At 59.6% G+C, this 12,883-nt stretch carries 11 protein-coding genes, 1 tRNA gene and 1 pseudogene; 9 read left to right on the top strand and 4 right to left on the bottom strand.

Annotated features, from left to right (window positions below; all coding sequences use genetic code 11):
* Window positions 1–87: 87 nt before the first annotated feature.
* The 4 genes and pseudogenes from ACIPZE_RS20955 to ACIPZE_RS20940 form a co-directional block, all read right to left on the bottom strand.
* Window positions 88–342, bottom strand: a pseudogene (locus ACIPZE_RS20955) (DUF2164 domain-containing protein); the annotation flags it as partial.
* Window positions 343–981: an imidazole glycerol phosphate synthase subunit HisH gene (gene hisH, locus ACIPZE_RS20950; protein WP_008080553.1), complete on the bottom strand. Its 639-nt coding sequence runs from the start codon at window positions 979–981 to the stop codon at window positions 343–345.
* Window positions 981–1,574 (bottom strand): imidazoleglycerol-phosphate dehydratase HisB, encoded by a 594-nt coding sequence (hisB, locus tag ACIPZE_RS20945; RefSeq protein WP_129387768.1) that lies wholly within the window; start codon window positions 1,572–1,574, stop codon window positions 981–983. Before hisB ends, hisH begins: the two co-directional genes overlap by 1 nt.
* A 263-nt stretch (window positions 1,575–1,837) precedes the next feature.
* Window positions 1,838–3,502, bottom strand: a complete 1,665-nt coding sequence (locus ACIPZE_RS20940; RefSeq protein WP_400775031.1) for an OFA family MFS transporter — start codon at window positions 3,500–3,502, stop codon at window positions 1,838–1,840.
* Window positions 3,503–3,824: 322 nt separating this feature from the next.
* Between ACIPZE_RS20940 and ACIPZE_RS20935 the strand changes: the two genes are divergently transcribed.
* From ACIPZE_RS20935 to ACIPZE_RS20895, 9 genes are all read left to right on the top strand, one after another.
* Window positions 3,825–4,229 (top strand): acetyl-CoA sensor PanZ family protein, encoded by a 405-nt coding sequence (locus ACIPZE_RS20935; protein WP_283438017.1) that lies wholly within the window; start codon window positions 3,825–3,827, stop codon window positions 4,227–4,229.
* 78 nt (window positions 4,230–4,307) lie between these two features.
* On the top strand, window positions 4,308–6,533 hold the full coding sequence (locus ACIPZE_RS20930) for an AsmA family protein (RefSeq protein ID WP_400775029.1): 2,226 nt from the start codon (window positions 4,308–4,310) through the stop codon (window positions 6,531–6,533).
* Complete coding sequence (mutY, locus tag ACIPZE_RS20925) at window positions 6,530–7,597, top strand: A/G-specific adenine glycosylase (protein WP_400775027.1); 1,068 nt, start codon at window positions 6,530–6,532, stop codon at window positions 7,595–7,597. Before ACIPZE_RS20930 ends, mutY begins: the two co-directional genes overlap by 4 nt.
* Window positions 7,594–7,866: an oxidative damage protection protein gene (locus ACIPZE_RS20920; RefSeq protein ID WP_283438020.1), complete on the top strand. Its 273-nt coding sequence runs from the start codon at window positions 7,594–7,596 to the stop codon at window positions 7,864–7,866. Before mutY ends, ACIPZE_RS20920 begins: the two co-directional genes overlap by 4 nt.
* Window positions 7,867–7,970: 104 nt before the next feature.
* A tRNA-Phe gene (locus ACIPZE_RS20915) sits at window positions 7,971–8,046 on the top strand.
* A gap of 417 nt (window positions 8,047–8,463) precedes the next feature.
* Window positions 8,464–9,438 (top strand): 2,3-diaminopropionate biosynthesis protein SbnA, encoded by a 975-nt coding sequence (sbnA, locus tag ACIPZE_RS20910; RefSeq protein WP_400775025.1) that lies wholly within the window; start codon window positions 8,464–8,466, stop codon window positions 9,436–9,438.
* Between the two features lie 6 nt (window positions 9,439–9,444).
* Window positions 9,445–10,476 (top strand): 2,3-diaminopropionate biosynthesis protein SbnB, encoded by a 1,032-nt coding sequence (sbnB, locus tag ACIPZE_RS20905; protein ID WP_400775024.1) that lies wholly within the window; start codon window positions 9,445–9,447, stop codon window positions 10,474–10,476.
* Window positions 10,476–12,260: an FAD/NAD(P)-binding protein gene (locus tag ACIPZE_RS20900; protein WP_400775022.1), complete on the top strand. Its 1,785-nt coding sequence runs from the start codon at window positions 10,476–10,478 to the stop codon at window positions 12,258–12,260. Before sbnB ends, ACIPZE_RS20900 begins: the two co-directional genes overlap by 1 nt.
* Complete coding sequence (locus tag ACIPZE_RS20895; protein ID WP_283438022.1) at window positions 12,257–12,871, top strand: glutathione S-transferase family protein; 615 nt, start codon at window positions 12,257–12,259, stop codon at window positions 12,869–12,871. The genes ACIPZE_RS20900 and ACIPZE_RS20895 overlap by 4 nt, the downstream gene beginning before the upstream one ends.
* Window positions 12,872–12,883 lie beyond the last annotated feature (12 nt).

The following is a 12,883-nucleotide window of genomic DNA, read 5'->3' as shown; positions in this document are numbered from 1 at the left end:
AAAAAAAACTAAAACAACAAAACAGGTAATAAAAAGAATAAAGAAAACATAAAAAAAAAAAAAATCAAAAAGCATACCAAATAAGATTTTCTCGAGAGCCCACAGGTCGCTTTCGATGCTTTCAAACCGCTCTTTGAGGTGGGTCTGCACATCGAAAATCGCCCTGTTGTAATAGTGCGGAGCAATTTCGCGGGTAAACAGCTCAAGAATTTCCCCCGCTTCGAACGATCCCAGATCGAGTTCGAAACGGTCCTCCATGAACCGCTGAATCTTGCGATTGGCCTCGTTCTCCTGTTCGGGAGTGAGGGTCAGAATCGGCGGTTTGGTTTTCCTGGCAGCCATTTACCAGCGACCGTCCCACGCGGCAAAGTTCTGCAGCAATTGCAGGCCATGGGTATGGCTTTTCTCCGGGTGGAACTGCACGGCGAAGCGCGAGCCATCGGCCAGCGCAGCAGCGAAATCGACGCCGTAATGACCGCCGCCGACCACCTGCCGCGCGTTGGCGGCAGCGATGTAGTAGCTGTGCACGAAGTAGAAACGCGCCATGTCCGGAATGTCATGCCACAGCGGGTGGCTGACCTTCTGCTTTACCTCGTTCCAGCCCATGTGTGGGACTTTCAGGTGCTCGCCGTCTTCATGCAGGTCTTTGCCGAAGAACTTCACCGCGCCCGGGAACAGGCCGATGCAGTCGACACCGTCGTTCTCTTCGCTGGTGTCGAGCAAGGCTTGCATGCCGACACAGATGCCGAGAAAAGGACGATCCTGACTGACTTCGCGTACCAGCGAATCGAAACCGAGGCGACGGATCTCCGCCATGCAGTCGCGAATCGCACCAACACCGGGGAACACCACGCGATCCGCTTCACGAATCACGTTGGCATCGCTGGTAATCAGCACCTTGCCGGCACCGACGTGCTCGAGGGCCTTGGCCACCGAGTGCAGGTTGCCCATGCCGTAATCGATAACTGCAACCGTCTGCATTACAGAACGCCTTTGGTCGATGGCATTTGCCCGGCCATGCGCTCATCCAGCTCGACGGCCATGCGCAGCGCGCGGCCGAAAGCCTTGAACACGGTTTCGATCTGGTGGTGAGTGTTGGTGCCACGCAGGTTGTCGATATGCACGCTGACCAACGCGTGGTTGACGAAGCCCTGGAAGAACTCTTGGAACAGGTCAACGTCGAAGCCGCCCACAGTGGCGCGGGTGTACGGCACGTGCATCTGCAAGCCCGGGCGACCGGAGAAATCGATCACCACGCGCGACAGCGCTTCATCGAGCGGCACGTAGGCGTGACCGTAGCGACGGATGCCTTTTTTATCGCCGATGGCTTTGGCAAACGCCTTGCCGAGGGTGATACCGACGTCTTCCACCGTATGGTGGTCGTCGATATGCAGATCGCCCTTGCATTCAATATCCAGGTCGATCAACCCGTGACGGGCGATCTGATCCAGCATGTGCTCAAGAAAAGGTACACCGATATCGAATCGGGCCTTTCCGGTGCCATCAAGGTTGATCGAGGCTTTGATCTGGGTTTCCAGAGTGTCGCGCTCGACAGACGCCTTACGTTCGGCCATCACCAGCTCCGCAAAATCATTGGGCGAAAAAGGCAGCCATTATAGGCACGCAGGAAGCAAACAGAAACACGAGAGGTGATATGGCTGACGGTTAGAATGCCCGGCTGTCGCGGGTAGACATGTCCATACAAGCCATTACAGGCACCCAAAAACCACTGTAGGAGTGAGCCTGCTCGCGATGAGGGCCTCACAGTCAACATTTCTGTGACTGTCAGGTCGCTATCGCGAGCAGGCTCACTCCTACAGGGGTACTGCGTTTTTACTTAGTGAAACAGTACCGCCGTCTTCTGCAGGGTCACCCACACACCCCACGCCAACGGAATACCCACAGCCAGCCAGGCAGCGATCGCCAGGGGCTTGCTGCCCGGCGCGGCTTTCCACTCCAGGACAGTGCTGGCGTCAGCACCTTTGTCGTGGCCCAGCGCTTGTTCGGCCGCCAGTTCAGCATCGGTCATGAAGTACTTGTCAGCCACCGGACGTACCAGCAGGTTGCACAGGAAGCCCAGCACCAGCAGGCCAGCGAGGATGTACAAGGTGATGTCGTAAGCAGCAGCGCGCTCAACGCCGATGCTCAACTGATATTCACGCAGGTAGTTCACCAACACCGGGCCCAGCACGCCAGCCGCCGCCCAGGCAGTCAGCAGACGACCGTGGATCGCGCCGACCATTTGCGTACCGAACAGGTCAGCCAGGTAAGCCGGAACAGTCGCAAAACCGCCGCCGTACATCGACAGGATGATGCAGAACGCCGCCACGAACAGCGCAACGTTGCCCAGATGGCCCATGTTCGGAATCAGCGCGTACAGGGCAAAACCCAGTGCGAAGAACACGAAATAGGTGTTTTTGCGGCCCAGGTAGTCGGAGAACGATGCCCAGAAGAAACGACCACCGATGTTGAACAGGCTCAGCAGACCGGTGAAACCGGCAGCAATCGCAGCGATCGAGGCCAATTGCCCGGCATCGAGTTGGCCAAACGGCACATCAACACCCAGCAGCTTGCCGCCGAACACTTCCTGCAACAGCGGCGAAGCCATGCCGAGGATGCCGATACCGGCAGAAACGTTCAGACACAGCACCAGCCAGACCAGACGGAACTGCGGGGTTTTCCACGCCACATTCACATGCACGTGGCGGTTGGTGATCATCGCGTTCGCCGCTTTCTTCGCCGGTGCAGTCCAGCCTTCAGGCTTCCAGCCGGTAGGCGGTACGCGGTAAGCCAGAGCGCCACCGATCATGAACACGAAGTAGATCGCGGCCATGGCCACGAAGCTTTGCCAGACGCCAACGCCTTCAGCCGAGCCGAAGTGGCTCATCAGTGCCGTCGCCAACGGTGCACCGACCATCGCGCCGCCACCGAAGCCCATGATCGCCATGCCGGTGGCCATACCGCGCTTGTCCGGGAACCACTTGATCAGGGTCGACACCGGCGAGATATAGCCCAGACCCAGACCGATACCGCCGATCACGCCCGAACCGAGCCACATCAGCCAGATCTGGTGGGTATAAATACCCAGCGCCGAGATCAGCAGACCGCCGCACCAGCACAGTGCCGATACCACACCGGCCTTGCGCGGCCCGGCGTGTTCCAGCCAGCCACCCCAGATCGCTGCCGAGCAGCCGAGGAAGATGAAGAACAGCGTGTAGATCCAGCCAAGCATCGAGATCGGCCAGTCGCATTGCGACGAAAACACTTGTGTGATGAAGCTCATGTCCGCTGCGCAAGCCACTGGAGCGGTAACGCCCAGCGCCTTGGACAGCGGCAACCAGAACACCGAGAAGCCGTAGGCCATGCCGATGCACAGGTGGATGGCCAGAGCGGCCGGTGGGACTAGCCAACGGTTGAAACCGGGCTTGGCGATGATGCGCTCCTTCGACAGGAACGCGGGCTGGTCGGCTTTGAGGCCGTCCGCCGTAATGCTCGTGCTCATTGTGTATCCCCCAATTATTAGTATGGTTCGCCAGCCACTGTTCACCCTCGGCCTTATGCACGCAGGCATGACCGTTTTTTAAGGTGAAGCTCCATGAAGGCGCGACGTTAAGTCGCAGAAGGACGGACGAACGGGCGAAGGTTACCATTTGCAGGTGACAGAAAAACCAAACTGATATCACCTTTTTCATGTCATCTGATCTCTACACCTGTGTAGGAGCTGCCAAAGGCTGCGATCTTTTGGCGTTGTTTTGCAAAAACAGGATCAAAAGATCGCAGCCTTCGGCAGCTCCTGCACGGAGTGCATTTTTGACGGGGTTACCATGCCGGTTATCGTTCAAACGCTTGAAGACGCCAGTTATCAGGATCAACAGGATCTGCAGAAAATCTATCGTGATGCGCCCGAATGGCTGTTTTCGCCGTTTTCCGGTGAAGTGGAGCTGATCGAAAGTGCGTTGGCGGACGGGACTTTTATTGCCGGACGTTTCAACGACCGTCTGCTCGGCGCTGCGCGCCTGCAAAGGCACCGCGACGTCTGGTACATGTCCCATTTGTGTGTACGAAAAGTTACTCGTCGCCGTGGGGTTGCCGAGCGGATGGTGAACCAAGCGCAGAAAATGGCGTCGCAAGCGGGGGCCGAACTGCGCCTGCGGGCACCCGCCGGGCACCTTGAAGCTCAGGCAATCGCCGCCCGGTTACAGGTGCCGCTGGAAGTCCTGACGACATGACGCCACACCGAACAGGGCCGTTGCAGCGCTATACTCCCCGGCTAAATTACGAATTCGACTAACTACAAGGACTCGCCCATGAAAGCGTTCGGCAAAATCCTGGGTCTGGTACTTCTCGGGCTGTTGCTGATCATTGTGGCGGCAGGCTTTGCCCTGACCCACCTCTTCGATCCCAACGATTACAAAGACGAGATCCGCCAGATAGCCCGCGACAAGGCCCACATCGAGCTGACGCTCAATGGCGATATCGGCTGGAGCCTGTTCCCGTGGCTCGGCCTGGAATTGCACGAAGCCAGCGTGGCCACCCTGGTCAAGCCTGCCGAACCGTTTGCCGATTTGCAGATGCTCGGACTGTCCGTGCGCGTGCTGCCGCTGCTGCGCCGTGAAGTGCAGATGAGCGATGTGCGCGTCGAAGGTCTGAACCTGCGCCTGAACCGCGACAAGGACGGCCACGGCAACTGGGAAGACATCGGCAAGGTACCCGCCCCGGCCGGAGCGACGCCGCCAGCTGCTACCGCAGGCCAACCGGCCAGCGAACCTACTGCTGCCGTGGAAAAACCACCGCAGCCGATACGCCTCGACATCGATAGCCTGACCGTCAACAACGCCCGTGTTGAGTACAACGACGAGAAGACCGGCAAGCAGTTCAGTGCCGAGAGCATCCAGCTGAGCACCGGCCCGGTGCATGATTCGACCAATATCCCGGTGAAAGCCACCGCGTTCCTCGGCACCAATCAACCGGTCCTGCGCGTGCGCACCGAGCTCACCGGTGAGCTGCGCATCGAGCGCGCACTGCAACGCTACAAGTTCGAAGACATGAAACTGTCCGGCGAGCTGGCTGGCGATCCGCTGCAAGGCAAAACCATGACCTTCGCAGCTCAAGGGCAGATATCGCTGGATAAAGCCGCGAACGTCGCCGAATGGACCGGCATCAAGATTTCCGCCAACCAGTTGCGCGCCTTGGGCGAACTGAAAGCCAACGACCTCGACAAGACCCCGCAGATCACTGGCGGCCTCTCCATTGCCCAGTTCGATCTGGCGAAGTTCGTCGACAGCATCGGTCAGAAACTCCCGGCCATGGCCGAAGGCAGCCTGAGCAAAGTCGAACTGGTCAGCCGGGTTGCTGCCACGCCAACCAGCGTCGCCTTCGACAACATCAACCTGAAACTCGACGACAGCAGCTTCAGCGGCCGCATCGCCGTCGAAGACTTCGCCAAGCAATCGCTGCGCGCGATCCTCAAGGCCGACACGTTCAACGTCGACCGCTATTTGCCGCCAAAATCGGCACAAGCCAACAGCGCCACGCAAGTGCGTCAGGCCGAAGTCGCCAGCACCGAAGCCGATGCCATGGCCGGCGCCGGTTCGACGCCGCTGCCGGACAAACCGAGCAAAACCGCCTGGAGCACTGAGCGCCTGTTGCCGGTCGAGCGTCTGGCCAAACTCGACGTCGATGCCGACCTGACCTTCGGCCAGTTGACCCTCGACAAGCTGCCGATCCAGAACGCCGCATTGAAAGCCACCGGCCAGGGCGGCCTGCTGACCCTGACCAATCTGAGCGGTGAACTGTACAACGGCGGCTTCGAAGCCAAAGGCACCCTCGATGTACGCCCAAGTGCGCCGGTACTGAACCTGCAGACCAAGCTCAACCGCGTGCCGGCAGAAAAAATCCTCGAAAGCCAGGGCAAGAACCCGCCGGTCAAAGGTCTGGTGACCCTCACCAGCAACGTCACCAGCAGCGGCAATAGCCAGCAAGCGCTGATCGACACCCTCAACGGCAACGCCAGTTTCGTGATCAACAACGGCGTGCTGCTTAACGCCAACCTTGAACAGCAACTGTGCAAAGGCATCGCCACGCTCAACCGCAAAACCCTCAGCGGCGAGCCACGCGGCAAAGACACGCCATTCCAGGAGCTGAAAGGCAACCTGACTTTCCGCAACGGCATCGCCAGCAATCCGGACCTGAAAGTGCGCATCCCCGGCATGACCGTCAACGGTGATGGCGACATCGACCTGCGCGTGCTCGGCATGGATTACCGCGTTGGCATCATCGTCGAAGGCGACACCAGCGCCATGCCGGATCCGGCCTGCCAGGTCGGCGACAAGTTCGTCGGCATCGAGTGGCCGCTGCGCTGCCGAGGCCCGCTGGAACTCGGCGCCAAGGCCTGCCGTGTCGACAATGATCGCCTCGGTCAGGTCGCGACCAAAATGGCCGGCAACAAACTCAGCGAGAAGATCGACGAAAAACTGGGTGACAAAGTCAGCCCGGAACTGAAAAACGCATTGAAGGGGCTGTTCAAGCGATGAGAGCGGAGCAGTTTTCCACGGCGGTGCTGGAATGGTTCGACCGCCATGGCCGCCATGATCTGCCTTGGCAGCAGGACATCAACCCGTATCGGGTGTGGGTGTCGGAGATCATGTTGCAGCAGACCCAGGTCAGCACCGTGCTGAATTACTTCGACCGTTTCATGGCCGCACTGCCGACGGTCGAAGCGCTGGCCGAAGCGCCGGAAGATGAAGTGCTGCACTTGTGGACTGGCCTTGGTTACTACACCCGCGCACGCAACCTGCAGAAGACCGCGAAGATCGTCGTCAGTCAGTACGGTGGCGAGTTTCCGCGTGACGTCGAAAAGCTTACCGATCTGCCGGGCATCGGCCTCTCCACTGCGGGCGCAATCGCCAGCATTAGCATGGGCCTGCGCGCACCGATCCTCGACGGCAACGTCAAACGCGTGCTGGCGCGCTTTACCGCGCAAGAGGGCTATCCCGGCGAGCCAAAGGTCGCCAAACAACTGTGGGCCAACGCTGAGCGCTTTACGCCGCATGATCGGGTCAACGCCTACACCCAGGCGATTATGGATCTCGGCGCCACGCTGTGCACGCGCAGCAAGCCGAGTTGCCTGTTGTGTCCGCTGGAGCGTGGTTGCGAGGCGCACATGCTCGGTCTCGAAACCCGCTACCCGATCCCCAAGCCGCGCAAAGCCATTCCGCAGAAGCGCACGCTGATGCCGATGCTCGCCAACGGCGACGGCGCGATTCTGCTTTACCGTCGCCCCTCGAGCGGTTTGTGGGGCGGCTTGTGGAGCCTGCCGGAACTCGATGGCCTCGACGACCTGCAACATCTCGCCGACCAGCACTCGCTGACCATGGGCGAGCAGCAGGCGCTGCCGAACCTTGTCCACACGTTCAGCCATTTCCAGCTGTCCATCGAACCCTGGCTGGTTCAGGTACAGGAGGCCGCCCATCACGTGGCCGAGGCCGACTGGCTCTGGTATAACCTCGCCACCCCGCCGCGCCTGGGCCTCGCCGCCCCGGTCAAAACCTTGCTCGAACGCGCGGCCGCCGTCTTGAATGCAGGAGAGTCGCCATGACCCGCACCGTAATGTGCCGCAAGTACAAAGAACAACTGCCAGCCCTGGAACGCCCTCCGTACCCGGGCGCCAAAGGTCAGGACATTTTTGACCACGTCTCCGCCAAGGCCTGGGCCGACTGGCAGAAACATCAGACGCTGTTGATCAACGAAAAGCGTCTGAACATGATGAACGCCGAAGATCGCAAATTTCTTCAGGGTGAAATGGACAAGTACTTCTCCGGTGAGGAATACGCTCAAGCCGAAGGCTACGTTCCGCCTGCAGAGTAAACCCCGCAAAATCGGGGGTCGGATCGTAAGCGACGGAATTAATTTAAGAAATTTTAAAAAAGTCGTTGACGTAAATCCGAAAAACCCTTTTAATGCGCCCCGTTGCCCAGATAGCTCAGTCGGTAGAGCAGGGGATTGAAAATCCCCGTGTCGGCGGTTCGATTCCGTCTCTGGGCACCAAATACCGAAAACCCTGAATCGCAAGATTCAGGGTTTTTTTATGCCTGCGATTTGATCATCCGCTGCAATCCCCCGCCACGCCCTCCTCTTCAGACCCCATCGCCATCGGGTGTACTGGAAAAAACCGAAAATCTGTATCTCTCCCTGCGCCGGGGAAATCGCCAGTATTTCCTCAGCCCTGGCGAACCACTTTCTGGCTCTACCTTGCGCGCCAACACCCTCTGGATGTCTTCCGGCACCAGAGCGCAAAACTGATTTTTTTAATAGATCGGCGTCCACCGCAAGGTCACCTCCCGTCCAGTTAAAAAATCCAAAAACCACCCAAACGGGCGAACGGCAACGACTGCTTTTCAAACACCCCAGGACTGATGCTGGCGACTGATTGCGCCCGGCATAAACGAGCGAAACGGACGACGTATGATCAAACAACTTATCAATGAAGATAGTTATGTGCAGATCGAGGATCTTTGCAGCGCAAGGATTCAATTGAAGATCGAAGGACTGAATCCTGCCGGATCCATCAAGCTCAAAACCGCTCACGCGATCATCTCCGACCTGGAAGGTCGCGGATTGATCAGCCGCAATACCCGCCTGATCGAATCGTCATCAGGCAACCTCGGCGTGGCGCTGGCCATGGTCTGCGCAGCCAAGGGCTACAAATTTGTCTGCGTGATCGATCCGAATATTTCTGCGCCGAACAGAAAGCTGATGCACGCCCTCGGTGCCGAAATGCTCATGGTTGATCAGCGCGACGAAAACGGCGGGTACCTGAACTCGCGGATTCGTCTGATCGAGCAACTGGTCGCCGACAACGCCGACTACATCTGGCTCAATCAATACAAGAACCCGGTCAACCCGCTGGCGCACTACCAGGCCACGGCCAAGTCCATTGCCCACAAGTTTCCACACGTCGACTACCTCTTCGTCGGCGCTGGCACTACCGGCACGCTGATGGGCTGCAAGAACTACTTCGCCGAACATCACCCACGCACCAAAGTCATCGCCGTCGATACCGTCGGTTCGGTCACTTTCGGCTTGCCTGGCGGTACACGCCATATTCCGGGGCTCGGCACCAGCCGCCGTCCGGAAATCTTCGAACCGGCCGGCATCCACGATTTCCTGTCCATCCCGGAGGAGCAGACGATCAAGATCTGCCGCTGGCTGGCGCAACGCTACGGCCTGCTTTTCGGTGGTTCCACCGGCACGGTCCTGGCCGGTGTTCAGCAATGGGCGCACCACATCCGTCCCGACGATGTGGTGGTGGCGATTTCACCGGACATGGGTGAGCGCTACCTCGAAACCATCTACTCCGACGACTGGGTCACCCAACGCATCGGCGCATCAGCATTGCAACCTCTCTTCCCAGAAATCGCTCTGGCACTTTCGGCGTAATCCCTCATGACCACACAATCATTGCTTCGACCATTCCACGTGATTCCTGGCGCCGCCATCAAGAACATCCTCGACGAACTTCGTCAGGAAGCCATCGAGATCGTTGCCCAGACCTACCTGACCCACGAACGTGGCGAAACCGTTAACCCCGACAGCTACTTCCTGCGTTTCCCGGAACAGCCGGCGAACCGGATCATTGCCCTACCGGCGGCGATCATCGACAGCGAAGGCGATCAGTCAGTCTCCGGGATCAAGTGGATTGCCAGTTATCCGGACAACATCAAGTCGGGAATCCCGCGCGCGTCTGCGGTGCTGATTCTTAACGATCCGGACACCGGATATCCGTACGCGCTGCTCGAAGGCGCGCTGATCAGTGCAGTCAGAACCGCCGCGTCCGCAGTGCTCGGCGCCTGGTGGCTGAACGGTCGGAACAAGCGCGCATCGCGGCTTTCGATCATTGGCGGCGGCGTGATTGCACGCAATATCCTCGAGACGTTCTTCAGTGATGACTGGTCGTTCGACCGCGTTGAAATCCACGATCTCAACGCTGACTCGGCTCAGGCGCTGGCGACATTCGGTGAACAACTCGGCTTGCCGGATGTACAACAGGTTTCACTGGAACAGGCGCTGAGCGCTGACGTCGTGGTTTTTGCCACCAGCGCCGGCGAACCCTACGTCAACGGCAAAGGCACATTCCGCCCGGGGCAGATCGTGCTGAACATCTCGCTACGGGATATCGGCGCGGAGATCATCGAGGAAAGTTACAACTACTTCGATGACATCACCCATTGCCTGAAAGCCAATACCTCGCCACATCTGGCGGAACAGAAATACGGTCATCGTGATTTCGTCACCGGCACCGTTGCGCAGTTGATTCGCGGCGACCTGCAGGTCACTCGCGACAAGCCGTTGATCTATTCGCCGTTCGGCATGGGCATTCTCGATCTGGCGATCGGCCGGATGATTCATGACATCGCGGTCAACGAAGGCTCGGCTGTCGCCATTCCATCCTTCTTCGGGGAGGAGCGCAGATGGTGATGGCTCCTCTGCATATCGGCCTGGTCGGCTGTGGGTCACGCGGGCTGTCGATTTTCGAACGCCTGCTGAGCCTCGCCGAAGAGCGCCTGGATCAGCCGCTGATCATCGACATTTTTGATCCCAATGTACTCGGCAGCGGCGCGCACTGGCCGGATCAACCCGATTACCTGCTGCTCAATACCGTTGCCGGACAACTGGGTGTGTTCCCTGATGTGCCGGCGCTGGGAAATCTGCAGGATGCGCGCGAGCGGCCGGGTCCGGACTTCCTCGCCTGGTGCCTGCAGCAGCGCATCAAGGTCGATCCCGAGAGCGGCCTGCTGGCCCAAGAGGGACGAGACGTCGAGCCGCAGGATTTCCTCCCGCGACACTTGCTCGGCGCTTATCTGGCGGACGCCTTTGCGCAAATCCTCGCGACGGCGCCGCACTGGGTCAGCGTGCACCTGCATCATCAGGCCGTTACGGCGGTGGAGGCCCTTGAAGGCCATCAATACGTGTTGCGCACGACCTCTGGTAAGTCGGCGACCGTCGATCGACTGATCCTGACCGTCGGCCATACAGGCCGTGTGCGCCCCGCCGACCCAGACCGCATCGAAGACGTCTATCCGTTGCCCGGCAGCCTCGCCAGCATCGAGCCGGGTGAAACCGTGCTGATCGAAGGCCTCGGCCTTGGCGCGATGGATACCTTGGCGGCGCTGACCGCCGGCCGGGGCGGTCAGTACAAGCAGATGGCAGACGCCAGTCACGTGTACCACCCCTCTGGCCAGGAGCCGGTGATCTACATTCAGTCACGCGACGGGCTGCCATTTCGCACCCGGCCCAATGGTCTGATCGATTTTGCCCGGCATCAGGCGGTACTTCTGACGAGTGCGCGGATCGAAGACTTGCGCGTGCATGCAAAGAACCGTCAACTGGACTTCGAGCACGACATTCTGCCGATCATGCTGCTGGAGATGCGTGCCGCCGCAGTCGCCGTCCTGCACGCCAAATCAAAGCCCGAACAGCATCGCGAAGTACTCGACCGCCTCAGGGCTGTCAGCGTCCCGGGAAGCGCCGGCATAGCCGCTTGCGAAACGCTGCTGCGCGAATACGAAGAGCACGCCGGTTCGATCAATCCGCAGGCGCTGATCTGGCATGCACTGCCCGACAGCGTGACGCCGCACAACTATCACTCGTGGATCTATCACGCGCTCGAAGCCGACTTGCACGAGGCGCGGCTTGGGCGCGGTGAATCAGCGATCAAGGCAGCCATTGAAGTCTGGCGCGATCTGCGCGACCGACTGCGTCAAGCCGTCGATTTCGACGGGCTGACCGACGCCTCGCACCGGCAGTTCTATGGCCGTTGGCACAAGGCGATCAACCGCTTGGTCGCCGGCCCGCAGAAGGAGCGTCACGCCGACCTGCTCGCACTGTGTGACGCCGGTCTGTTGACGTTTCTCAAGCCGGGCACACAACCCGCGACCGCGCATTACCGCCGCGTCGCCGGCTATGTCCAGGGCAGCGGGGTGAGCAATAGCGATTGCGCGCCGGTACGCGATCTGGCCCGCCTCGGTTTCATCCGCCCGCGCACCGATGAACCGGGCATCGACGGCATCGATGTCGACGCTGCCTGCCATCCAAAATCAAGTCAGGGTGAACCGGTACGCAACATCTGGGTACTCGGCCCGCTTGCCGAAGGCTCCTGCTACTACAACCACTACGTCACTTCGGCCGGCGCGCCTTCGCGTCTGTTCATGGACGCACATCGAGCGGCCACCGCAATCCTTGAGGCAGGTACTCCAGCATGAAACTTTTCTACCAGACGCATTCGCCTTACGCCCGCAAGGTGCTGGTGCTCGCTCATGAACTCGGGATCGCTGCGGACCTTGAGGTGATACATCACGAGACCAGCCCGACCTCGCCAAACGCAGTGATCTACCAGGCCAACCCCTTGGGCAAGGTCCCGGTGCTGATCCTCCCCGACGAGACGGCACTGTTCGACTCCATCGTGATTTGTGAATACCTCGACGACCTGAGCCAAGGGTCGAAATTCATCCCGCCAAGCGGCCCCGAACGCTACAAGGCTCTGCGTCTGCAGGCGTTGGCGCAGGGCATGTGCGATGTCGGCATCAAGCTGCGCTGGGAAGTCGAGCGTCGCCCGGAGGCCTTGCGCTATCCGGCCTACGCCGAGGGCCAGGCCTACAAACTCAAAGAGGCCTACCGCTTCATCGAAGAGCACGTCGACCTCAATGGCCCGATCACCATCGGCCACATCGCCTTGGCGACCGCACTCGACTGGATTGCCTTTCGCGAGCTGTCGGATTTTTCCGCGCAGCAGCGCCTGACCGAGTGGTATCAGACTTTTTGTGAGCGTGCGTCCATGCGGGCGACCGAATACAGCGGGCAGACTCACGATTAAGTTAAGGAAAAC

Source organism: Pseudomonas sp. NPDC089741 (assembly GCF_044748825.1).
Classification (GTDB): Bacteria; Pseudomonadota; Gammaproteobacteria; order Pseudomonadales; family Pseudomonadaceae; genus Aquipseudomonas; species Aquipseudomonas helmanticensis.
This window is presented reverse-complemented; position numbering and strand designations above follow the sequence as displayed.